This window comes from Streptomyces sp. NPDC093097, assembly GCF_044754325.1.
Lineage (GTDB): Bacteria > Actinomycetota > Actinomycetes > Streptomycetales > Streptomycetaceae > Streptomyces.
Map to the genome: position 1 here is coordinate 400525 of NZ_JBIVOW010000006.1, position 22530 is coordinate 423054.

At 73.4% G+C, this 22530-nt stretch carries 15 protein-coding genes; 9 read left to right on the plus strand and 6 right to left on the minus strand.

Annotated elements, in window-relative coordinates; translation table 11 throughout:
* Position 1: 1 nt before the first annotated feature.
* Positions 2-3274 (plus strand): SUKH-4 family immunity protein, encoded by a 3273-nt coding sequence (locus tag ACIQE0_RS14110; protein ID WP_402331481.1) that lies wholly within the window; start codon positions 2-4, stop codon positions 3272-3274.
* Between the two features lie 673 nt (positions 3275-3947).
* Positions 3948-5015, plus strand: coding sequence for a cellulose-binding protein (locus tag ACIQE0_RS14115; protein ID WP_402331484.1), 1068 nt, complete (start codon positions 3948-3950; stop codon positions 5013-5015).
* Positions 5016-5121: 106 nt separating this feature from the next.
* Here the strand turns inward: ACIQE0_RS14115 and ACIQE0_RS14120 are convergent, their stop codons facing one another.
* Entirely contained in the window at positions 5122-6825 is a 1704-nt protein-coding gene (locus ACIQE0_RS14120) for an MFS transporter (RefSeq protein ID WP_402331487.1), read from the minus strand.
* 287 nt (positions 6826-7112) lie between these two features.
* Between ACIQE0_RS14120 and mfd the strand changes: the two genes are divergently transcribed.
* A complete protein-coding gene (gene mfd, locus ACIQE0_RS14125) occupies positions 7113-10712 on the plus strand; it encodes a transcription-repair coupling factor (RefSeq protein WP_366330012.1) in 3600 nt (1199 codons plus the stop codon).
* 231 nt (positions 10713-10943) lie between these two features.
* Here mfd and ACIQE0_RS14130 read toward each other — a convergent pair whose 3' ends face one another.
* A complete protein-coding gene (locus tag ACIQE0_RS14130; RefSeq protein ID WP_402331490.1) occupies positions 10944-11480 on the minus strand; it encodes a chloramphenicol phosphotransferase CPT family protein in 537 nt (178 codons plus the stop codon).
* A 75-nt stretch (positions 11481-11555) separates the two neighbouring features.
* Positions 11556-13025 (minus strand): DUF2079 domain-containing protein, encoded by a 1470-nt coding sequence (locus tag ACIQE0_RS14135; RefSeq protein WP_402331493.1) that lies wholly within the window; start codon positions 13023-13025, stop codon positions 11556-11558.
* A gap of 240 nt (positions 13026-13265) precedes the next feature.
* On the opposite strand from ACIQE0_RS14135, the gene ACIQE0_RS14140 reads away from it, so the two are divergent.
* The 4 genes from ACIQE0_RS14140 to ACIQE0_RS14155 all read left to right on the plus strand — a co-directional run bounded on the left by ACIQE0_RS14140 (position 13266) and on the right by ACIQE0_RS14155 (position 18307).
* Positions 13266-13970, plus strand: coding sequence for an HNH endonuclease family protein (locus ACIQE0_RS14140; protein WP_402331584.1), 705 nt, complete (start codon positions 13266-13268; stop codon positions 13968-13970).
* A gap of 300 nt (positions 13971-14270) precedes the next feature.
* A complete protein-coding gene (locus ACIQE0_RS14145) occupies positions 14271-14912 on the plus strand; it encodes a SurA N-terminal domain-containing protein (RefSeq protein ID WP_402331496.1) in 642 nt (213 codons plus the stop codon).
* A 103-nt stretch (positions 14913-15015) separates the two neighbouring features.
* The gene (locus ACIQE0_RS14150; protein ID WP_366339785.1) at positions 15016-16029 is read left to right on the plus strand and encodes a nucleoside triphosphate pyrophosphohydrolase; all 1014 of its coding nucleotides are present in this window, start codon (positions 15016-15018) and stop codon (positions 16027-16029) included.
* A 430-nt stretch (positions 16030-16459) separates the two neighbouring features.
* Positions 16460-18307, plus strand: coding sequence for a tetratricopeptide repeat protein (locus tag ACIQE0_RS14155; protein WP_402331499.1), 1848 nt, complete (start codon positions 16460-16462; stop codon positions 18305-18307).
* Here the strand turns inward: ACIQE0_RS14155 and ACIQE0_RS14160 are convergent.
* Both ACIQE0_RS14160 and ACIQE0_RS14165 read right to left on the minus strand, forming a co-directional pair.
* Positions 18295-18489 carry a hypothetical protein gene (locus ACIQE0_RS14160; RefSeq protein ID WP_402331502.1) on the minus strand — a complete coding sequence of 65 codons (195 nt, stop codon included), beginning with the start codon at positions 18487-18489 and terminating at the stop codon, positions 18295-18297. The two genes, ACIQE0_RS14155 and ACIQE0_RS14160, sit on opposite strands and share 13 nt — an antisense overlap.
* A 10-nt stretch (positions 18490-18499) precedes the next feature.
* On the minus strand, positions 18500-19351 hold the full coding sequence (locus ACIQE0_RS14165) for a helix-turn-helix domain-containing protein (protein WP_402331505.1): 852 nt from the start codon (positions 19349-19351) through the stop codon (positions 18500-18502).
* A 290-nt stretch (positions 19352-19641) separates the two neighbouring features.
* On the opposite strand from ACIQE0_RS14165, the gene ACIQE0_RS14170 reads away from it, so the two are divergent.
* A complete protein-coding gene (locus ACIQE0_RS14170; protein WP_402331508.1) occupies positions 19642-20109 on the plus strand; it encodes an ATP-binding protein in 468 nt (155 codons plus the stop codon).
* A gap of 69 nt (positions 20110-20178) precedes the next feature.
* Here the strand turns inward: ACIQE0_RS14170 and ACIQE0_RS14175 are convergent, their stop codons facing one another.
* Positions 20179-21498, minus strand: coding sequence for an MFS transporter (locus tag ACIQE0_RS14175; RefSeq protein WP_402331511.1), 1320 nt, complete (start codon positions 21496-21498; stop codon positions 20179-20181).
* Between the two features lie 112 nt (positions 21499-21610).
* On the opposite strand from ACIQE0_RS14175, the gene ACIQE0_RS14180 reads away from it, so the two are divergent.
* The gene (locus ACIQE0_RS14180) at positions 21611-22486 is read left to right on the plus strand and encodes a LysR family transcriptional regulator (protein ID WP_402331514.1); all 876 of its coding nucleotides are present in this window, start codon (positions 21611-21613) and stop codon (positions 22484-22486) included.
* The last annotated feature ends 44 nt before the right edge of the window (positions 22487-22530 follow it).

Here is a 22530-nt window from a genome sequence, read left to right on the forward strand (position 1 = left end):
GGTGGTGACGTTCGCGCAGGCGCAGGAGCGCGCGGAGCGGTGGGTGAACGGCGAGGTGCCGGCCGAGCTCCAACGTGAGGTGCGGGTCCGGGAGTTCGCGTTGGGCTTCGTGGCCTGGGCGGAGGACCGCGAGGGCGGCCCGGCCGGCGAGGGCAGCCGGAGCCGGCTGGTGATCGCGCGGGACAGCGGGGAGACCACGCTGTGGCCGGGGCTGCCGGTGGGCGAGGTGATCCGCCGTTACGAGGAGGAGTACAGCGCGCCGGCGGACGGCGGTCATGCGGCGGCGGAGTCGCCGCAGCGGATCGACCTGGAGGCCACGTCGTTCCTGCTGACGCCGCCGGAGTGGTTGCAGGAAGCGGCGGACGCGATAGGGATCGGGGGGCGGAAGGACGGCGGGGCCGGCGTCGGCGCAGGGGCCGGTGCGGCTTCCGGTTCGGGGGCCGGTTCTGCTTCCGGTTCGGCTGGTGGGGCCGCTTCCGGTTCGGCTGGTGGGGCCGCTTCCGGTTCTGGGGACGGTGGGGCGTCGGGGGGCGCTGCGGAGGGTGAGGCGTCCGGGGCTGCCGCGGGTCCGGAGTCGCCGGCCGGGGCCGAACCGATTCCGGCCTCGACTGAGGAGGCCGCGGGTGCTGCGGGCGCCGAGGGTGTCGTCCCCGGGCCCGCGTCGGCGGATGCCTGGGCCGATGTCAGCGTGAACGCGGAGCCGGATGCGGCCCACCCCACGCCCACGCCCGCCCCCACTTCTCCCTCGCCTTCCCCGTCGCCCTCTCCTGCCTCGTCGTCCTCTGCTTCCGCGGATGACACGCCGTGGGCCGCCGCGGACACCACCGCGGGCGGGCACGGCGAGGACCTTTCGGTGGCGCCGCCGCAGACCGTGTTCGCGCCGCCGCTCGCCGGTGCCGACGACGAGGACGTCCCGTCCCAGCCGCGGGTGCGCCCCGACGCCAAGACCGAACTGCTGCGCCGCGGCGACCAGTTGCCGCGTAGGGCGGACCCGTCCGCGACGCCGCCGATGCCGCCCGCGCCGGACGGTGCGGCGCCCGGGCGCTCGGGTGCGGGCGCTTCCGGCGGGCTGCCCCCGGCGGCGCCGATGCCGCCCGCGCCGCCTGGTGTGCCGCAGCCTCCGCCCGTGCCGTCCACGCCGTCCACCGCGCCGGCCGACCTGCGCGACCTGCCGCCGCCGGTGGGGGCGCCGGTCGCCGACGTACCGCCGCCGCCCGAGGCGATGCCGCCGCTGCCGCCGTCCCAGGGCGGCCTTGGTGGGGGTGCGCATGCCGCGCCCCCGATGCCGGCCGACGGTTCGGCGCTGCCCGGTCACGCCGGCGGTCCGACGCCGCCCCCGGGAGTGCCCGGGATTCCCGGCCCCGGACCGGACGGCGGACGGCCGGGCCCGGAGGCGGGCGGTAAGCCGGCCGGCGGTTACGTGCGGACTCAACTGGTGTCCCAACTGGACGCTTCCGACCTGGACTTGAGCGCGATGGACGGTCCCGGTACCGGCCCCGGCAAGGGCCCCGACGGGGGGCCCGCCAACGGGGGCGGGGCCGGTGGGGCGGCCGGTACCGAGGGTTCCGCTGCCGAGGGTTCCGACGTTTCCGGTACCGACGTTTCCGGCACCGATGGTTCCGGTGCGGCCGCTTCCGGTGGTGGCGCGGCCGGTTCCGGGACCGGGGGTGGGGTGCACGCCGCCGCGACGATGCTCGCGGACGGTGCGTCCCTACAGGCCCCGGTGCCCGGCCCGGGCGGTGCCACGGGTGGACCCGGTGGCCCCGGTATGCCTCCGCCGCCGCCCCCCGGGCCGCTCGGCGGGGCCGGCCCCCAGGGCGGACCTCAGGGCGGTCCTCAGGGGGCGTCGGGTCGCGCCGGTATGGCGGCGGGTGGTCAGGGCGGCCAGGGTGGTCCGCCCCCGCCGCCTCCGCCGGTGCCCGCGCCGCCGAACGGTTCGGGGGCCGGTGGCGGTGTGCACGCCGCGGCCACGATGCTCGCGTCCGGCCCCGCGCTGTCCGGTGGCCCGGGCGGGCCGCAGGGAGCGGGCCCGGGCGGTCCCGGCACGCCGCCGGCGGCCGGTCCCGGGGTGCCGCCGGGCCCGCCGATGGCTCCGCCGGCGCAGCCCGGCCCGCAGCCTGGCCCGCAGCCCGGTCCGCAGTCGGGTCCGCCCGGTGTCCCTGGGCCTGGTCTGCCCGGCCCCGGTGGGCCTGGTCCCGGTGGGCCGGGGGCCGGCGGTCCGGGTGCCGGGGCGCAGGGTGCCGGCGCTGCCCCCGGTGCGTACGGCTATCCGCAGGCGCCCAGTGGCCAGCCGACCGTCGGCCCCGGCTACATGGCCGTACTGAGCTACCGCGCGCCGGACGGCAGCGAGCAGAAGATCGTGCGCCGCTCGGCGCCGGGTACGCCGCACCCGGAGTGGCAGCTGCTGCACGAGCTGCGGGCGATGAACGTGCCGCCGCAGCAGGTCGTGGAGCTGCACACCGAGTTGGAGTGCTGCGATCTGCCCGGTGGCTACTGTGCGCGGATGGTCCGGGAGACCTGGCCGCAGGTGCGGATCAGCCACACCGCCGCGTACGGCAAGGACCACGCCTCGCGGCAGCAGGGCGTGCGTCATCTGATCGAGCATCAGGGCGAGTTGCACCAGGTCGCCGACGGGCCGGCGCGGCCCGCGCCGGTGCGGGCGCCGCTGCCGCACCCCTCCCAGGTGCAGCCGGTGCCTCCGGTGCCGCCGCAGGCGATCGGGCACGAGCTGGAGCAGTCGTTCGGGCCGCAGGCGATCTTCCGCTTCGACCAGCGGGCGGTCTCCCGGCAGGGCGTGCCGGACGTCGTCGCGCAGACGCTGGTGTGGGCCGGGCTGCCGGTCGACTTCGGGCCGTTCTTCTGGGCGCAGGCGCAGCCGGGGCGTCCGGTGCCGACGCTGGCGGAGCTGGCGGCGGAGCGGATGGTTCAGCCGGCGGCGGACGCGGGCTCGTACCTGGTCATGGGCAACGACTTCGGCCGTCAGCTGTGCGTCCAGTACGGGACCGCGAACATCGTCGCCGTCCCGTTGGAGGCGGGGCCCGGCGGGCAGCCCGTTGCGCCGCAGTTCGTGAACACCGGGCTGCCGGAGTTCGTGCGGTGCCTGGCGATGCTGGGGCGGATGTGGCGCCTGCGGTTCGGGTTGACGCCCGAGCAGGCCGGCCGGTGGACGGTGGACTTCCAGGCGCAGCTGGTGGCGTTGGACCCGCCGGCGCTGGGGTCGCCGGAGACGTGGTGGTCGGTGCTGCTGGAACAGATGTGGGACGGCCTGCTGTAGGTGTGCTTCCCGGGGCGGGGGTCGGAGAGGCTGCCCCGGAACCCGCCCTCGGTGCCGGCGCACCCGCTCCGTCGGATGACGCAGGCCCCGGAGCATCCCCCGCTCCGGGGCATCCCCTCGGACCGGGCATCCCCTCCGACCCGGCCGGGGCGCGACTGGCCCACCGTCTCGGTACCGGTCGGCCACGCGGCCTCGTCCCGACGGAGCGCGGCCGAGTACGGTCGAGTGTGGCCCGGAGCGTGGTCGAGTGCGGCTCTGTGGTGGCCAGGTAGCCACCCGAGCATGCCCCGACAACCCGTTATCCGCCCTTGTCCCCAGCCCGTCACACCGCCCCGCACACTCCGCTTACGTTTTCCGTAACGGGCGGCGGCGCGGCGGTGCGGGGTGGGCGACAGGGCGGCGGCGCGCGGGAGTTGGCGTAACCGTGGCGTGGGGGCGGCGTTGTCACGACGCGTGCGTCGTGGTGGGCGTCAGGGCGGATCCGGAGGGAACCCCCTCGCGGGCGAAGATCCAATTCCGGCTTCTGGTGGCAAATGGCGCATCCTTGGGGGATGGAATGGGCGGAGTGTCGTGATGAAGCCGCTTCGGGCAGGTCCAGAAAGATGTGCACGGGGCTGCGCGGAAGCAAGCGGGTTCGTGCGACTGCTGTGCGCAGCGGAGAGGGGCTTGAGGGATGAGTACTTCGGTTTCGCCTCACGGGTTCGAGACCGTACGAGGGCGCGGCTACCGCCCGGAGGACGTGGACCGGCGGGTCGAGGGGCTCTCGATCGACCGCGACTCCTGTTGGGAGCGCGCCGCGCGGTTGACGGTCCTGTGCAACGAGATGGAGGCCGAACTCGCCGATCTGCGCGCCTACGTGGCGCAGCTCCCGAAGCAGACGTACGAGTCGCTCGGCGAGCAGGCCCGGCTGATTCTGACGACGGCGGAGTCCGAGTCGGCGCGGCTGCGGTCCGAGGCGGGGGCGGACGCGGAGCAGGCGCATGACGAGGCGGCCGAGTACGCACAGATGCTTGAGGCCGCGGCGGACAAGGTGGCGCAGCGGTTGCGTACGGAGGCGGAGGAGGACGCGCGGCGCACCGAGAAGGCGGCCGCTGAGGAAGTGGCGCAGGTGGTGTCGTCGGCCGTCGAGGAGGCCGAGCAGCTGCGGTCGGAGGCGGCGGCGGAGTTGACGGAGACCCGGCGGCGCACCGAGCAGCTGCTGAAGGACCAGGAGACCCGGCACACCGAGGAGTGGGACGCCGCGGAGCGCGAAGTGGTGCGGCTGGCGGCCGAGATGGACCAGCGCGTCGCGGAGCTGGACGCCCATGGCGAGGCGGTGGCGGTCGAGCGGCGGCGACTGACGGCGGAGTCCGAGGAGGCCGTGCGGCACCGGTTGGAGGACGCCGATGCGCAGGCGGCGGAGCTGCGGGCGCAGGCCAGGGTCGAGCGGGAGCGGATCGAGCGGGCCGTCGAGCGGCTCGTGCGGGAGCACGACGAGGCGCGCGAGGAGGTCCGGATCCACATGATGCACGTGCGCAACAGCCTGGCGGCGTTGACGGGGAAGGCCCCGGTGGAGTTGCCGGGCGCGGGAGCGGGCTCCGATTCCGGTTCGGGCTCCGGTTCTCGTTCCGGTTCAGGCGCGGGTTCCGGTTCCGCTGCGCAGGCGGGGGCGGATGCTGGGGCGGCCGCGGGGCCGGACTGTGAGGAGACGTTGGAGACGGAGCTGCCGAAGATGGGCAGGAGCGGCTCGGGGCGGCGTTAGTCCCAGGGCGCGATTCGGAAGCGTCGGAAGCGCTGGTGGTGGGTGGCCCGGTGAGGGGGAGGACCGGGCAGCGGTCGGCCGGCGGGCGTACGCCACCCGTCGGCGGTCAGCCGGAGTCCGGCGCCGCACCGGCATCCGTCCCGGCCTCCGCGCCCCCCTCCGCGCGGGCCTCCGCGCCCCCTTCGGCACGCCCGTCCGCGCTCCCCTCCGTACGCCCCTCCCCGCGGGCGTCGGCATGTACCGGAAAGCGGCGCGGTGCGAGGAGGAGGACGGTGAGGAAGGCGAGGGCGGCGGCTGCCGCGGCGCCGAGGTAGACGTGTTGGACGGTGGTGTCGACGGCGCGGCGGAGGTAGTCGGCGGTGCCGGTGGCCAGTGCGCCGGCGTGCTGGAGGGCGTGCGAGACGCCGTCGAGGTCGTGCGGCAGGCCGGTGCGGAGGTCCGTCGGGGCGTGGGCGAGGCGGTCGCCCAGGGTGGCGTTGGCGATGGCGCCGAAGAGGGCCGCGCCGAGGGACTGGCCGACCTGGCGGCAGAAGAGGATCGAGGCGGTGGCGGTGCCGCGTTCGGCGTAGCCCACGGAGGACTGGACGCCGATGATCAGCGGGAGTTGGAAGAGGCCGAGGGCGGCGCCGAGGGCGAGCATGAGCAGGGCGGGCTGCCAGGCGGCACCGGGGTAGGGGAGCAGCGGGAAGGCGGCCAGGACGAGGGCGGCGCCGCCGATGCCGAGGAGGGCGCAGTTGCGGATGCCGATGCGGTTGTAGACGCGGCTGCTGAGGGCGGCGGATATCGGCCAGCTCAGGGTCATCACGGAGAGCACGAAGCCGGCGGCGGTCGGGCCGAGGCCGAGGACGGCCTGGGCGTAGGTGGGGAGGAAGACGGTCGGTGCGACCATCAGCAGGCCCAGGGCGCCCAGGGCGAGGTTGACGGCGGAGATGGTGCGGCGGCGCCAGACCCAGCCGGGGATGATCGGTTCGGCGGCGCGGCGTTCGATCAGGACGGTGGCGATGGCGGCGACCGCGCTGCCGGCGAGCAGGAGCAGGGACGGGGCGGAGAGCCAGGGCCAGGCGGTGCCGCCCTGGACGACGGCGGTGAGCAGCAGGCCGCCGGCGGCGAAGATGGCGAGGGCGCCGGGCCAGTCGACGCGGGCGCGCCGCCCGGGGGCGTCCGCCGGCACCGTGGGGCCCTGGCTTCGGGTGTCGTGGAAGTGGCGGACGATCAGCCAGAGGGCGACGGCGCCGACGGGCAGGTTGATCAGGAAGATCCAGCGCCAGTCGCCGTAGGTGGTGAGCAGGCCGCCCAGTGCGGGGCCGGCGACGGCGGAGGCGGCCCAGACGCTGGAGAGCCTGGCCTGGATCTTGGGGCGTTCCTTCATCGGGTAGAGGTCGGCGGCGATGGTCTGGACGGTGCCCTGGAGGGCGCCGCCGCCCAGGCCCTGGAGGACGCGGAAGGCGATCAGCGACCCCATGTTCCAGGCGCCGGCGCAGGCCAGGGAGCCGACGAGGAAGAGGACGATGCCGGTGAGCAGGATGGGCTTGCGGCCGTGGGTGTCGGAGAGCTTGCCGTAGACGGGGAGGGTGACGGTGACGGCGAGCAGGTAGCCGGAGAAGAGCCAGGAGAAGACGGCGAAGCCGCCGAGGTCGCCGACGATCTGGGGGACGGCGGTGGCGATGATCGTCGAGTCGAGGGCGGCCAGGGCCATGCCGAGCATGAGGGCGGCGACGACGGGTCCGCGGCGGGCGGCCGGGGCGTCGGGTGGCTGGTTCCCGGTGCCGTTCCGGCCTGCGCTGTGGCTGTCCTGGGTGGTGCGGCTCACCGTGGTCCCTCCTGCCGTGCTGCGGTCAGGCCGACCGTCGGCGGCCGCGGGCGAGGCGGATACGTGTAGTCGGCACGATTCGGGGGACACCCTTGCACGCGCGGTGCCCCGGCGGAATGGGGTTTCTCGCGGCGTGGGACGGCGGCGGGCGGTTGCTGGTCGGCCGGTTGTCGGTGGTCCGGCGTAAGGTGGGCAGCCCTGGTCCGTGCGCGCCCGTCGGCGCCGTCGAGGGGGTGGCGGACCGGTCGCGTTGTTCGCTGTTCGCCTCGCTGGGACGGAACCTTTTCATGAGCCTGAGTGGTCTGCTCGACGCCGTCGTACGGGACCCGGCGCTCGCCGAAGCGGTCAAGGCCGCGGCCGACGGGCACCGGCCGTATGTCGATCTGGTCGGGCCGCCGGCCGCCCGCCCGTTCGCAGTGGCGGCGCTGGCGCGGCAGGCCGGCCGTCCGGTGCTGGCGGTGACGGCCACGGGCCGGGAGGCCGAGGATCTGGCCGCGGCCCTGCGCTCCCTGGTGCCGGCCGGCGAGGAGAACTCCGTCGTGGAGTTCCCGTCCTGGGAGACGCTGCCGCACGAGCGGCTCTCGCCGCGGTCGGACACCGTCGGCCGGCGCCTCGCGGTGCTCCGCCGGCTGGCCCACCCGAGCGCCGACGACCCGACGGCCGGTCCGGTGTCGGTGGTCGTCGCGCCGATCCGCTCGGTGCTCCAGCCGCAGGTCAAGGGGCTGGGCGAGCTGGTGCCGGTGAGCCTGCGGACGGGGCAGTCGGCCGATCTGGAAGAGATCGTCGACGGCCTGGCGGCGGCCGCCTACGCCCGGGTCGAACTGGTCGAGAAGCGCGGCGAGTTCGCGGTCCGCGGCGGCATCCTGGACGTCTTCCCGCCCACCGAGGAGCACCCGCTGCGGGTGGAGTTCTGGGGCGACGACGTCGAGGAGATCCGGTACTTCAAGGTCGCCGACCAGCGTTCCCTGGAGGTGGCCGAGCACGGGCTGTGGGCGCCGCCGTGCCGGGAGCTGCTGCTGACCGACGAGGTGCGGGCGCGGGCCGCGGAGCTGGCCGAGCAGCACCCGGAGCTGGGCGAGCTGCTGGGGAAGATCGCCGAGGGGATCGCCGTCGAGGGCATGGAGTCCCTCGCCCCGGTGCTGGTCGACGACATGGAGCTGCTGCTGGACGTGCTGCCGGCGGGCAGCATGGCGCTGGTCTGCGATCCGGAGCGGGTGCGGACCCGGGCGGCGGACCTGGTGGCGACGAGCCAGGAGTTCCTTCAGGCGTCCTGGGCGGCGGCCGCAATGTCCAGTGCGGACGAAGTCCGTTCCACAACGGGTGGTGGTGGGCGACGGGCGGGCGCTGGCGGGGGCTCGGCGCCGATCGACGTGGGCGCGGCGTCCCTGTGGGGCATCGCCGATGTCCGGGAGCACGCCCGCGAGTTGGGCATGATGTGGTGGTCGGTGTCGCCGTTCGCGGCCGACGAGGCCGAGGCCGACGGGGACACCCTGAAGCTGGGGATGCACGCCCCCGAGACGTACCGCGGCGACACCCAGCGGGCGCTGGCCGACACCAAGCAGTGGCTGGCGGACGGCTGGCGCACGGTGTTCGTCACCGAGGCGCACGGCCCCGCGGCCCGTACGGTCGAGGTGCTGGGCGGGGAGGGCGTCGCCGCCCGCCTGGAGGCCGACCTCGGCGAGATCGCGCCGTCGGTGGTGCACGTGGCGTGCGGTTCGATCGACAACGGCTTCGTCGACCCGGGCCTGAAGATCGCGGTGCTGACGGAGACGGACCTGTCCGGGCAGAAGGCCGCGGGCAAGGACGCCGCCCGGATGCCGGCCCGCCGCCGCAAGCAGATCGACCCGCTCACCCTCCAGGCCGGCGACTTCATCGTCCACGAGCAGCACGGTGTGGGCCGGTACATCGAGATGGTGCAGCGCACGGTCCAGGGCGCCACCCGCGAGTATCTGCTGGTGGAGTACGCGCCGGCCAAGCGCGGCCAGCCCGGGGACCGGCTCTACATCCCCACCGACCAGCTGGAGCAGGTCACCAAGTACGTGGGCGGCGAGGCGCCGACGCTGCACCGGCTCGGCGGCGCGGACTGGACGAAGACCAAGGCGCGCGCCAAGAAGGCGGTCAAGGAGATCGCCGCCGACCTGATCAAGCTGTACTCGGCGCGGATGGCGGCGCCCGGCCATGCCTTCGGCTCGGACACCCCCTGGCAGCGCGAGCTGGAGGACGCGTTCCCCTACGCCGAGACCCCGGACCAGCTCACCACGATCGCCGAGGTCAAGGAGGACATGGAGAAGTCGGTCCCGATGGACCGGCTGATCTGCGGCGACGTCGGCTACGGCAAGACCGAGATCGCGGTCCGGGCCGCCTTCAAGGCCGTCCAGGACGGCAAGCAGGCGGCGGTCCTGGTGCCCACCACCCTCCTCGTGCAGCAGCACTACGGCACCTTCACCGAGCGCTACGGCCAGTTCCCGGTGAACGTCCGGGCGCTGTCCCGGTTCCAGACCGACACCGAGGCCAAGGCGGTCCTGGAGGGCCTCAAGGACGGCACGGTCGACATCGTCATCGGCACCCACCGCCTGTTCTCCTCCGAGACCAAGTTCAAGGACCTGGGCCTGGTGATCGTCGACGAGGAGCAGCGGTTCGGCGTCGAGCACAAGGAGCAGCTGAAGAAGCTGCGCGCCAACGTGGACGTGCTGACGATGTCCGCGACGCCGATCCCCCGGACCCTGGAGATGGCGGTCACCGGCATCCGCGAGATGTCGACGATCACCACCCCGCCCGAGGAGCGGCACCCGGTCCTGACCTTCGTCGGCCCCTACGAGCAGAAGCAGATCGGCGCCGCCATCCGCCGCGAACTGCTCCGCGAGGGCCAGGTCTTCTACATCCACAACCGCGTCGAGTCCATCGACCGGGCGGCGGCCCGGCTGAGGGAGATCGTGCCCGAGGCCCGCGTCCAGACCGCCCACGGTCAGATGGGCGAGTCGCAGCTGGAGCAGGTCGTCGTCGACTTCTGGGAGAAGAAGTTCGACGTCCTGGTCTCCACCACGATCGTGGAGTCCGGCATCGACATCTCCAACGCCAACACCCTGATCGTCGAGCGCGGCGACAACTTCGGCCTCTCGCAGCTGCACCAGCTGCGCGGCCGGGTGGGCCGGGGCCGCGAGCGCGGCTACGCCTACTTCCTCTACCCGCCGGAGAAGCCGCTCACCGAGACCGCGCACGAGCGGCTGGCGACGATCGCCCAGCACACCGAGATGGGCGCGGGCATGTACGTCGCGATGAAGGACCTGGAGATCCGCGGCGCGGGCAACCTCCTGGGCGGCGAGCAGTCCGGCCATATCGCGGGCGTCGGCTTCGACCTGTACGTCCGGATGGTCGGCGAGGCGGTGGCCGACTACCGCGCGTCCCTGGAGGGCGGCGTGGAGGAGGAGCCCCCGCTGGAGGTCAAGATCGAACTCCCGGTGGACGCGCACGTTCCGCACGATTACGCGCCGGGCGAGCGGCTGCGCCTCCAGGCGTACCGCGCGATCGCCTCGGCCACCTCCGAGGAGGACGTCGCCGCCGTCCGCGAGGAGCTCTCCGACCGCTACGGCAAGCTGCCGGAGCCGGTGGAGAACCTCCTGCTGGTCGCCGGCCTGCGGATGCTGGCGCGTTCCTGCGGCGTCACCGACATCACCCTCCAGGGCTCCAACATCCGCTTCGGCCCGGTGGAGTTGCGGGAGTCCCAGGAACTCCGCCTCAAGCGGCTGCACCCCCGTACGGTCCTCAAGCCGGCGACGCGGCAGATCCTGGTGCCGCGGCCGACGACGGGCCGGATCGGCGGAAAGCCGGTGGTGGGGCGCGAGCTACTCGCGTGGGTAGGTGAGTTCCTCACCACGATCCTCGTCTGACTTCCCGGCTTGTCGGCGTTCCCGCCGTGGGGGGCTGTCGGTGGTGGGGCTTGTTCGGCGGGGGCGCCTTGGCTGTGCGTTCCGCTTGTGGTGGGTGGCGGGGGTCTGCGGGGCGGGCCTCCGGCGCCTCCGGCCCGCCCCGCAGACCCCCCACCCCCGTCACCACCACCAACACCAGCGCCCCCACCCCACAAACCTCACCAAAAAACGGCGAGCAACCCCCACGCCGCGTCAGCCCACAACGGCCGCCGCCACCTGCTCCGCACACACCCCCAGCCCCACCCGCCCCGTATCGACCGTCAGGTCGTACCGCATGCCGCGATGCACCAGCTCGGCCTGGGCCGCGGCCATGCCGACGACGCGGTCGCCGCGGGCCCGTTCGCGGGCGGCGGCGATGTCGGGGGCGCACCGGACGCCGACCCAGAGGACGTTGAGCCCGTCCAGCGCGGCGGCCCAGCGTGCCTGGCCGTCGGCGCCGCCCAGGAAGACCTCGTCGAGGATGACGCCGGTGCCGGTGCGGGCGATGGCCGCGATGCCCTGGCACCAGGCGGATTCCAGGCGGCGGAAGGCGGGGCCGACGGTGACCTCGCCGTCGGGGCCCACCGTCAGGCCGTCCGGTGCGTCGGCCAGGGAGGGCGGCAGGGACGCGACGAAGTCGTCCACGCCGAAGGTGAGCCAGGGGCGGGGGAGGGTGTCCTGGAGGGCCCGGGCGAGGGTGGAAACACCGGCGCTGGAGCCGCCGTTGAGGACGATCACGTCGGTGGCCATCGGGTCACCCTAGGAGGCCGGGTACGCCCCGCGCGCGGATTTTCGCGGGCGCCGGTCCGGGCTGCCGGCCGCCCCTCAGCGAGCCGAGGTGCGGTGCAGCACCACGATCCCGTCGGCCGTGCCCAGCACGACGTAGCTGGACTTCGGATGGCGGGCGGTGGCGTTGGCCAGGGCGTCGGCGGGGGTGTGGTCGTCGCGGAGTTGGACCGTGACGTAGTCGGGCGCCAACCCGCCCGTGTCGCCGGTCCAGTAGACGCGGGTGCGGCCGGTGAGGCGGCTGAGCGGGCGGATGTCGGATTCCACCGTCGCGCCGTCGGGGATCCGGTGCAGCAGGCGTTCGGCGGCGGGCACCGACGGCGGGGTGCGGTAGGTGTCGGACTCGGTCAGCCGGGCCAGCGGCAGCGTGGTGGTCAGCGCGAGTGCGGCGGCCAGGACGGCGACGGGCAGGTGGTGGGCGTAGGAGCGCAGCCAGGGGCGTGGGGAGGCCAGCGCGCGCGGCAGGGCGTCGACCAGGGCGAGGAAGGCGATGGGCATCAGGACGGCGCTGTAGTGCCAGTCGGTGCCCCAGTAGTGCGGGTCGTGGGAGAGAAAGCGCCAGCCGAGGGTCGGTACGGCGACGAGAAGGAGGGGGGAGCGCAGGGCGAGCAGCCCGGTGGTGGGCAGCAGGGTCCACAGCAGGGTGCGCAGGGCGACATCGAGGGGGATGGCGGCGCCGCCTTGGCCGCCGATCTTGTTCCAGTAGTCGTACGAGCCGGAGCCGTTGAAGGCCGGGATGACCAGGCCGAGGGTCACGGCGGTGGCGGTGAGGCCGAAGGCGACGAAGGCCAGCGGGAGGGGCGCGGCGCGGCGGGTGCGGATCAGCGCGAGCGCGCCGATGGCGGCGGCGGTGACGCCCAGGTCCTCCTTGACCAGCACCAGGGGGGCGGCCCAGCACACGGCGGTGTTCCAGCGTCCGCGCAGGGCCGCGTCGAGGGCGAAGGCCAGCAGCGGTACCGCGAAGGCTATTTCGTGGAAGTCGAAGTCGACGGCCCGCTGGACGCCCCAGGACAGGCCGTAGGCGAGGCCGAGGGCGAGCCCGCGCCGGCGGCCCAGGTGGCGGGCGGCGGCGCGGGTGACGGGTATCGCGGAGAGCGCGAACAGCGCGGCCTGCGCGGTGAGCAGGGTCAGTGGGGAGGGCAGGAGCCGGTAGAAGGGGGCGAGCAGCACCAGGACGGGACTGAAGTGGTCGCCGAGGATGTTGGTGCCGGGGCCCTTGAGGTCGACGATCGGTGCCCGCAGGTGGGCGTAGCCGCGCACGGCCTGCTCGAAGATGCCCAGGTCCCAGGAGATCGTGGCCATCGTGCGGTAACGCCAGTACGAGAGCACGGCGTACGCGAGGAAGAAGAACCCGGCGGTCCAGTACGGGTCGAGGCGCGGGGCGCGGAGCGCGGCGAGCCGCGTCGGCGCCCCCGGGGCGGTGGGTGCGGGCGTCGCCGGGGGCGGTGCGGTGGCGTGCGGGGAGGGCCCGACGCGGCCGTCCGCCGCAGTCGCTGCGGCCGTGTCCATGGGCTTCCTCACTCTCGATTTTCCGAAAAGATATACGAACCGGGGTTTGGGTCGGTCCGGCGTCCGCCGGCCGGCCCTTCTCCTTGCCGCTTGTCCCGCAACGCTGTTGCCACGCTCCTGGATTGGATGCCCACCGTGATACGCACCGCGCCCACCTCTCGCCCCGCCCGTTACTTCGCCACCGCGCGCCGCTCGACCCTCGCCCCGCGCGTGGCGGCGGCCGCCGCCCTGGCCGCACTGATGGCCGTCACCGGCTGCACGGGCCCCGCTGGTGGTCACTCGGACGCCCGGCCCGGCCCGTCCGTTCCCGCCGGCGGCGACGGGCCGCAGGGGGCGCCGGGCAGCGCCCTGCACACGCTGGACTCACTGACCGTCAAGCGCGCGGGGACGAAGACCGGATACGCCCGCAACCGCTTCGGCTCGGCCTGGGCGGACACCGACGGCAACGGCTGCGGCACCCGCGACGACATCCTCAAGCGCGACCTGAAGGGCACCGCCTACCGGGACGCGAAGAAGTGCGTGGTGGTCTCTGGGAAGCTGCCCAAGGACCCGTACACCGGTAAGGCGTTGCAGTACGAACGTGGCCGCAGCACGATCGACATCGACCATGTGGTGGCGCTTTCCGACGCCTGGCAGACGGGTGCGCGGGGATGGGCGGGCCGTAAGCGGGTGGCGCTGGCGAACGACCCGCTGAACCTGATCGCGGTGGAGGCGTCCGCCAACCGCCGCAAGAGCGACGGGGACGCGGCGGACTGGCTGCCCCCGTACGCCGGTTACCGCTGCACGTACGTCGCGCGCCAGGTGGCGGTGAAGAAGAAGTACGAGCTGTGGGTGACCCCGGCGGAGAAGGACGCGATGGCGAAGGTCCTCAACTCCTGCCCGAGCCAGGCACTTCCGAGCGGCGGGACGCCGACGGAGGCGCCGGCCCGCTTCACGGCGAAGTAGCGCCGCACCTCGGCCCCGACCGGTCCTCAGCGGTCTCCTGCGGCCCCGGAACCGGAACCGCGCCCACCGCGGTCCGGGCCGGGGCCGGCCCGGTCGGCCCGGAGGCGGGGACGGCAGGGGGCGGCAGGGGGCGGCGGGGGTGAGGCGGCGCCCGCCCGCAGGAACCGACCCCGAGGTGGCTCGTTGGCCGAAGCAGTGGCCTGCGCCACGCCGACTCCCTAGCATCGATCACTCAAGGTCGTAACTAGGTCGGTCGTATTCAGTCCGTTTTTGCACGATCTGCATCCGCCGGGAGGCCATGTGTTCCGCCGAAGGACAGCGCTCTCCGTTTCCGCCGCCGCCGCTCTACTGGCCGCGACCCCGTTGCTCACCGCCTGCGGCACCGACGCCCACCCCGGCGCCGCCGCCATCGTGGACGGTAAGCGGATCACCGTCGCCCAGCTCCAGTCCCGGGTCAAGGACGTCCGCGCCGCCCAGGCCGCGTCCCCCGACGGCAAGCAACTGATCACCAACACCGGTCGGCTCAGCCTGTCCACCCTCAACGGCATGATCTTCGACGAGGTGCTGGCCCGCAGCGCCGCGGACGCCGGGGTCACGGTCACCCGCGCCGACCTCCAGAAGGGCCGGGCGACGGCCGAGGAACGGGCCGGCGGCGCCGCCCGGTTGAAGGCGATGTGGCTCCAACAGGGCATCGCCCTCGACCGCGTCGACGCGGTCGTCCGCAACCAGCTCCTCCTCAACGGCCTCGCCGACCACCTGCACGCCGACCGCGCCACCCCCGCGGGCCAGCGCGCGCTCGTCCAGGCACTGGCCAAGACCTCCCGCTCCCTGGGCGTGGACGTCAACCCGCGCTTCGGCAAGTGGGACGACCAGCAGGTGATCCTCGGCGAGACCAAGGACCCGTGGATCACCCCGTCCGCGCCGCAGCAGGAACGGGTCTAGGGCCGGCGTTCCGGTGCCCGGGGCGGACACGTCCCCGGGCACCGGAACGGCCCGTGAGCAGCCCGTCTGCCCACTGTCAGCGGCGTGCGTTACGTTCGTTTACGTGAACGCTGACGCCGCCGACGCCACCCCCGCCGCCGCGCCCCGCCCCCAGGGCCCCGGCACCGGCCGCCTGATCCTGCTCACGACCAGCCACCGGGTCGCCCCCGGCCTGCTGTCCTGGCCCGCCTGGCAGACCCTGCGGACCGCCGACCGCGTGCTGTGCGCCGATCCGGACCACCCGCAGCTGCCCTACCTCCGCGAGGCCGGCGTCGCGGTGGAGACCGCCGCCCCCACCGCCCGCGAGCTGGTCGACGACGTCGTCCCCGGCGACCGCACCGCCGTCGTCCTCACCTCCGCCGACGGCGAGAGCGCGCTGACCGACGGCCTGGCCCGGCTGGCCGGCTCCGGCCGCGAGACCATGCCCGACCTGGAGCTGCTGCCCGGCTCCTACGACCTCCCCGGCGCCCGCCTCCTCGACGTCGTCCAGGTCATGGACCAGATCCGCGCCGAATGCCCCTGGAGCAGCATCCGCACCCATCTCGACCTGGCCAAGTACGGCATCGAGGAGGCGTACGAGCTGGTCGAGGCCATCGAGGAGGGCGACCGCGAGGCGCTGCGCGAGGAGCTCGGCGACGTCCTCCTCCAGGTCGTCTTCCACGCCCGCATCGCCCAGGACGACGCCGACGAGCCGTTCTCCATCGACGACGTGGCCGGCACCCTCGTCGAGAAGCTGCTCCACCGCCACCCGCACGTCTTCGGCGAGGAGACCGCTCAGACCCCCGAGGACGTCAAGGCCCACTGGCTCCGCACCAAGGCCGAGGAGAAGCGGCGCGAGTCCGTCACCGAGGGCGTCCCCCTCGCCCAGCCCGGCCTCGCCCTGGCGGCCAAGCTCGCCTCCCGCGTCCGCACGGCGGGCCTGGAGGTGCCCCTGCCGTCGGGCTCCGGCATCGGCTACGAGCTGCTGGCCCTCGCCATACGCGCCGAATCCGAGGGCGCCGACCCGGAGGCCGCGCTCCGGGCAGCGGCCCGCGCCTATCGGGATGCCGTAGTGGCAGTCGAGAGGAGAGGCGCTTAAGTACCGTTGGGGGAACGGGAGTTGAGGGGGAGGGGCCTGGGTGGACGAGGAGTTGGTGACGAGAGCGGCTGCGGTTCTGGCGACGGCTGGCGCGAAGGGGGCAAAGTCATGGAGCGGCCAGCTGCGTCTCGGGTCCCCGCCTTCGGCGCCTCAGGAGGCCGAGCGTTGGTGGCAGGAGCGCCTCAGGGAGCTACTGGCCCGCGCTCCCCAGGTAGCCGCTGAACTCCGCTCCCTTGTGGACGAGTTGCCCTTGCCCGCCTCCGTCGATCTCCACGGCCCCGCTGGATCTCCCGCCGTGCGCAACATCGTGTCCGGCGGCACCACCCACGGCCCCGTGGTCCAGGCGGAAACCATCAGCGCCCTCGCCTTTCATACGAACCCCGCCCCTGGAGCTCTCCCGGACCCCCAAAGCTGGCCCACAGTCGAGGACATGGACCCGATCGCCTTCGGCGTCCGGCCCACTCACCGTGTCCCCGGCCCGCCCCTCCCTCCCTACGTCCTCCGCGACCGCGATCACGACCTTGATGCGGCGCTGGGGCAGGCGAGTGCACATGGCGGGCTGGTGCTGCTGCTCGGCGAGCCGTTCACCGGAAAGTCGCGCACGGCATTGGAGGCGATGGCCAGAGGCCCAGCCGGCCGCAGGGTGTTCGCGCCACCCCGCGGCACGGACCTGCGCGGCCTGCCTGCCCTGCTGCAAGGCCGCCCGGAGCGTTGCCTCATCTGGCTCGATGACCTCGACGAGCACCTCGGCGATGGCGGACTGGAACCGCGTCTGCTCGCCCAGTTGACGGCCCTCCAGGTCGTCGTGGTCGCCACAATGAGTGAGGACGCCTACGACGCTTGCCGTGCCCAGCCCAGCGGCCGGGTCCTCGACTTGGCCCGTATCGTCGAACTGGCCCGAGAGTGGAGCCCGGCAGAGCGGGAGCGGTTGGCGAGGGAGGCCGCACGCACCGGAGATCCGCGCCTGATAGGCGCCGTCTCGTCCAGTGGGTCGGAGGGCGTCGCTGCATACCTCGCCCTTGGCGCCCTCCTCTGGGACGAGTGGTGGCGCGCCCGTCGCGCTGATCGCCACCCGCGCGGCCACGCCCTGGTCCGAGCCGCTTGGGACTTCGCCCGCTGCGGTCTCACTGGCCCGCTCCCCATGGACCTCCTCCTCAAGGTCCACGAGGGGTACGCGGACGTGACCGGCATGGAGCGGGAGCTGGCCGAGGACGCCCTCGCCTGGGCGACCGAACGGCGTCACGGCCTGCTGCCGCTCCTCTTCCGCGTCACGGAAGACACTTGGCAGGCCGCGCCTTTTTACGTTGAGACGTCTTCCCCAGTCCAGGAATTGCCAGACGTCCTCGGCCCGGTATGGGGCTGCGCTCTGGAGGTGGCCCGGTCGGACGAGGACTACGACTACGCCGAGATCGCGGCAAGGGCGAGGGTTGCCTTCCAGCGTGCCGCCGACGCCGGGGACACCTCGGCCCTGCACAACCTCGGCCTGCTCGCCGATTCGCTGGGAGAGGGGGAAGAAGCCGAACGCTGGTTCCTTAGAGCGGCCGAGGCCGGGGAGCCGCAGTCGGCGGGCCGGCTCGGCCGGATGCTCGCCGAGCGGGGCGAGGAGAAGGCCGCCGAGTCGTTCCTTGAGGCTGCGGCGGAGGCCGGGGACGCGGAAGCCGCCACGCTGCTGGGGAAGTTGCTGCGGGACCGAGCTGAGCACTGGTTCACAGCCGGAGCGGAGCGCGGGAGCGCGGAGGCCATGCACCTGCTCGGGGATCTGTTGCTCGGTCAGGGTGACGTCTACGGTGCCCACTACGTCTATCTGGACGCCGCCGAAGCCCGGTACGAGCCCGTCGCAAGGGGCATGGGGATCGTTCACTTGCTGTTGCGCGAGAACAAGACCGCCGAGGTCTGGATGCGCCGTGCGGCCGCCCTGGGCAACGAGTGTGCCGCCGATTTCCTCCGCCCTGTGCCTGACCACACTATGGAAGACGCAATGGAGTACTTCCAGGACTATGCCGAGCGAGGTGAAGGCCTGGACGCAGCCAACCCCGGGGTACTTCTCGAAGAGGACGACCGCCCCGACGAGGCCCGTACCTGGTACCTCAAGGGCTACAAGGACGGCGACGCCTATGGCGCGTTCCGCCTCGCCGAGCTGTACAAGAAGTGCGGCGACGAGGCCGAGGCCACGGCCTGGTACCGCAAGGCGGCGGCCCTGGGGCACCCCGGGGCCAGGAGTGCCCTCGGGGAGGCCCGGGCCCCGGAGCCGGGCGAGTCCGGCGATCAGAGCAAGTGATCCGCCTTGCCCGCTTTGATGTCCCGGACGAGCGAGCGTAGGGCTTCTATGGAGTCGGTGAGGTAGTGGTCTTCGTTGCCGCTGACGGCGATGTAGCCGTTGCCGTCGGTATCCGAACCAAGGCGGAAGCAGGAGTTGCCCTCGCCGCAGAACGGTTCTTCCCAGGTGATCTCGGATGTCATGGTCTTCTCCTCAGAGGTGGTGCGCGATCTCGCGAATGAAGTCACGGGACTGCTCCGGCGACAAGGTCAACCGTTCCAACCAGTCGAGCTGGGCCCGATATTTCGCCAACTGCCCGTCGGCGTAGAGGAACTCGGGGCCGTGTGAGCTGTCCACTTGGACCGTGTCGAGCTGCGGAACCGGCCCTTCGGCGTACATGGCGTTCTGGCCGGCGCCTGGGAAGGCTCCTTGCACGAAAGGAATGACGAGGAGAACGACGTTCTGCCGCTCCGACATGGCCAGCAGATGCTCAAGCTGGTCGCGTACAACCTTGCGGCCACCGAACTCCATCCTGAGGGCTGCCTCATGGATGAACGCCACGTAGGACGCCGGGTCCTCGCGCGTGATCACCTGTTGGCGCTCGGCGCGATGCGCGAGCCGTAGCGCAATCTCGTGCTCGGGCAGGGACGGTACGACGACCCGGAACACGGACAGCGCATGATCCGGCGTCTGAAGCAGCCCCGGGATGTGCACGGTGTTGGCCACGCGCATGCGTACGGCCTGGTCCTCCAACTCGGCGATGTCGAGGAGTCCTTGCGGCAGGCTGCCCCGGTAGCGCTCCCACCAGCTGTCGCCGCCAGGCTGCGCCATCGCGACCAGCGCCTCGATGTACTTCTCGTCAGTGCAGCCGCAGTTGCACGCGAGCGTACGCAGGCGCTCGGCGCTGATGCCGCGCACGCCGCACTCCATATTGGAGATCTTGCCGCGGTCCACGCCCAGCAGGCCGGCAGCGTGTTCCGCGGACATGCCCGCTGACGTGCGGAGTCTCCTCAGCTCGCTTCCCAAGCGCTTCTGTCGTTCGGTGGGGATCGTCCTGGGCGGCATGCCATTCCCTCCAAGCAAGGTCGCTCAAGTCTGGTGCCAGGAGGGTGGGTTCACCAATCCGTGGTCAAAACGCCGAGACGTGTGGCAATTTTACCACCGACCCCCTACGTTCAGTATTGCGCCAGCAACACACCGCAACCGCCGGAAGCGCACCGCGCGAGCGTGCCCGCCTGCCCTGGGGTGGGTGCGCCCGCGTCCAGGGAGGCAGGCCACCGGCGCGGCCGGAGCGCGTACCTACCGCGTGCCTCCTGCGCACGCTCAACTACCCGACGTCAGTGAGGGGTTCCGCCATGCCCGTCATTCCGTTCCTGCCACCGTCCGCGCCGCATGCGTCGAACCTGGACAAGCTCTGCGTGCCCGCCGTTCCCGCGCGTTGGACGTTCCCCGCGACCGCCGAGTCCGTACGCCGCGCCCGGTGGGCCGTGGCCGCGGCGCTGCCCGCCGCATGCGCCCCGCAACTGGCCGACGACCTCGTCCTGTTGACCTCGGAACTGGTCACCAATGCCGTGCGGTACGGGGCGCTCCACGGTGAGGAGGACGACCACCTCGTCGAGCTGTTCCTCTGGCCCGCCGACGGATACTACTGGCTGGCGGTGTCCGACCCCGGGGACGGCCGCCCGGTCGTCAGGGAGTCCGGCCCGGACACCGGTTGCGGCGGCCGGGGGTTGGTCCTCGTGGACGCCGTATCGGCTGCCTGGGCGGTGGTGCCGCGGCTCCCGTGCGGGAAGTCCGTCGTCGCCGGTATGCCGCTGGACTAGGAGAGACGCCGCCGTACTGCGAAGAGGGGCCGTACTGCGAAGAGGAAGGGAAAGGGGCGCGCAGGGCGCTCAGGTCAGCGGGCCGGAGAGGCCGGGTGTCCGCGTGGCCCGCGTCCTGCGCGCCCACTCCGCTGCCCACACCACCACCACGGCCCCCGCCAGCCCCGCTCCCAGGGCGCAGACGCCGCCCCAGCCGGCCAGGCCCCAGACCATCGACGTCAGGGCCGAGCCGGCCGCGCCGCCGGTGAAGTAGCTGGTCATGTAGGCGGAGTTGAGGCGGTTGCGGGCCTCGGGGCGGACGCCGTAGACGAGGTTCTGGTTGCTGACGTGCACGGCCTGGGCGGCGAGGTCCAGGATGATCACGCCGGCCAGCAGCGCCGCCAGCGACCAGGTGCCGCCCGCGCCGCCGATCGCCAGCAGGCCCCAGGAGCCCAGCAGCAGGAACGCGGCGATGCCGGTGACGCGGTGCGCCAGGCCCCGGTCCGCCAGCCGTCCGGCCGTCGAGGCGGCGAGCGAACCGGCCGCGCCGACCAGCCCCATCAGCCCGATCGCCGACTCCTGCCAGCCGTACGCGGGGCCCGACAGCAGGAACACCAGGGCCGTCCACAGGACGCTGAAGCCCGCGAAGGTCAGGGCGCCCAGCGCCGCCCGCCAGCGCAGCACCGGTTCCCGTACGAACAGGGTCAACGTCGAGCGCAGCAGGGCGGGATAGCGCAGCCCGACGTGGGTGCGGAGGGTGGGCAGGCGGAGCCGGAGCAGCACCGCCATCAGCAGCATCAGGGCGGCGTTGACCCAGTAGACCGTGCGCCAGCCGCCGAGTTCGGCCAGCAGACCAGCGGCCGTGCGGGCCAGCAGGATGCCCAGCAGCAGACCGGTCATGACGGTGCCGACCGTCCGGCCGCGTTCGGCGGGTGCGGACAGCGTCGCGGCGAACGGCAGGACGACCTGGGCGGCCACGGAGGTCAGGCCGGTCAGGGCGGTGCCGGCGAGCAGCAGCGCGCCGTTCGGGGCGCTCGCCGTCAGGGTCAGGAAGGCGGCGGTCAGGGCGCAGAGGACGACCGCGAGGCGGCGGCGCTCGATGAGGTCGCCGAGGGGGACGAGGAGCAGCAGGCCGAGGCCGTAGCCGGTCTGGGCGACGGTGACGACGAGGGCGGCGGCGCCGGTGGACAGGTGGAGGTCGCGGCCTATGACGTCGAGGAGGGGCTGGGCGAAGTAGTTGCCGGCGACCGCGAGGCCGGTGGCGACGGACATCAGCAGGAGGGTGCCGCGGCCCAGTCGGGGCGTTGCCGCCTCCGCTCCGGGGGCGGTGTCCCCTCCGGGGCCCGTTCCCGGGTCCGTTCCCGGTCCGGTCGGTCCGGCCTCTTCTCGCGGCGGCGTGGTGGTTCTCATGGGGTCAAGGGTCGGGCCCGGACCGCCCATCGGTCCAACGCATAGTTTTCATCGCATCGATCGCGATACGAGATGGACGGACAGGGGCGGTCGTCCGCCTACGATCGCGCGCATGGAGCTCCAGCAGATGCGCTATGTCGTCGCGGTCGCCGAGACCGGAGGGTTCACCCGGGCCGCGGAGCGCTGCCAGGTGGTGCAGTCCGGGCTGAGCCACCAGATCGCCCGGCTGGAGAAGGAGTTGGGGGCCCGGCTTTTTGACCGGACCAGCCGCAGCGTCCGGCTGACCGCCGCGGGGGAGGCCTTCCTTCCGGTCGCCCGGCAGACGCTCCAGGCGGCCGAGCGGGCGCGGGCGGAGGTGGCGGCGGCGAGCGGGACGGTGCGCGGGCGGCTGGCGGTGGGGGCGATCTCCACCGTCAGCGCCGTCGACCTCGCCCGTGAGCTGGGGGCGTTCCACGTCCGGTATCCCGAGGTGCGGGTCAGCCTCCGGATGGAGATGAGCGAGGCGCTGCTGGCGCACGTGCGGGAGGGGACGCTGGACGTGGCGTTCGTCGGGCTGGTGCCGGGGGCGCGCACGGTCGGGGTGCGGGAGAAGGTGCTGGCGCGCGGGGAGCTGGTCGCGGTGGTGCCGCCGGAGCATCCGCTGGCCGGGCGGGAGTGGACGACGCTGGCGCGGGTGGCCCGGGAGACCTTCGTGGACTTCGCGGCCGGCTCGGCGGCCCGCCGCCAGCGGGACGAGGCGTTCCGGGCGGCGGGGCTCTCGGCGGAGGTGGCCTTCGAGGTGACGACGGTGGAGCTGCTGGCGGAGCTGGTGCGGGCGGGGCTCGGCATCGGCATGGTGCCGGAGGCGTCCGCGCGCCGGCTGGCCGGGCTGCGGACGGTGCGGGTGCGGCCGGCGCCGGAGCGGACCGAGCGGGTGGTGTGGAGCGGGCTGGGGTCGTCGCCGGCCGCGGCGGCGTTCCTGGCGGGGCTGGGCGTGGAGGTGGGGTGAGGGGCCGGGCCGCGTGGGGCGGGTGCGACACCGGTTACGGTCGA

Coding starts and splice junctions, on each gene's coding strand:
- ACIQE0_RS14115 (WP_402331484.1), top strand. CDS start 3,948: ATGAGTACTTCGGTTTCGCCTCACGGGTTCGAGACCGTACGAGGGCGC.
- mfd (WP_366330012.1), top strand. CDS start 7,113: ATGAGCCTGAGTGGTCTGCTCGACGCCGTCGTACGGGACCCGGCGCTC.
- ACIQE0_RS14130 (WP_402331490.1), bottom strand. CDS start 11,480: ATGGCCACCGACGTGATCGTCCTCAACGGCGGCTCCAGCGCCGGTGTT.
- ACIQE0_RS14135 (WP_402331493.1), bottom strand. CDS start 13,025: ATGGACACGGCCGCAGCGACTGCGGCGGACGGCCGCGTCGGGCCCTCC.
- ACIQE0_RS14140 (WP_402331584.1), top strand. CDS start 13,266: ATGGCCGTCACCGGCTGCACGGGCCCCGCTGGTGGTCACTCGGACGCC.
- ACIQE0_RS14155 (WP_402331499.1), top strand. CDS start 16,460: ATGGACCCGATCGCCTTCGGCGTCCGGCCCACTCACCGTGTCCCCGGC.
- ACIQE0_RS14160 (WP_402331502.1), bottom strand. CDS start 18,489: ATGACATCCGAGATCACCTGGGAAGAACCGTTCTGCGGCGAGGGCAAC.
- ACIQE0_RS14165 (WP_402331505.1), bottom strand. CDS start 19,351: ATGCCGCCCAGGACGATCCCCACCGAACGACAGAAGCGCTTGGGAAGC.
- ACIQE0_RS14170 (WP_402331508.1), top strand. CDS start 19,642: ATGCCCGTCATTCCGTTCCTGCCACCGTCCGCGCCGCATGCGTCGAAC.
- ACIQE0_RS14175 (WP_402331511.1), bottom strand. CDS start 21,498: ATGAGAACCACCACGCCGCCGCGAGAAGAGGCCGGACCGACCGGACCG.
- ACIQE0_RS14180 (WP_402331514.1), top strand. CDS start 21,611: ATGGAGCTCCAGCAGATGCGCTATGTCGTCGCGGTCGCCGAGACCGGA.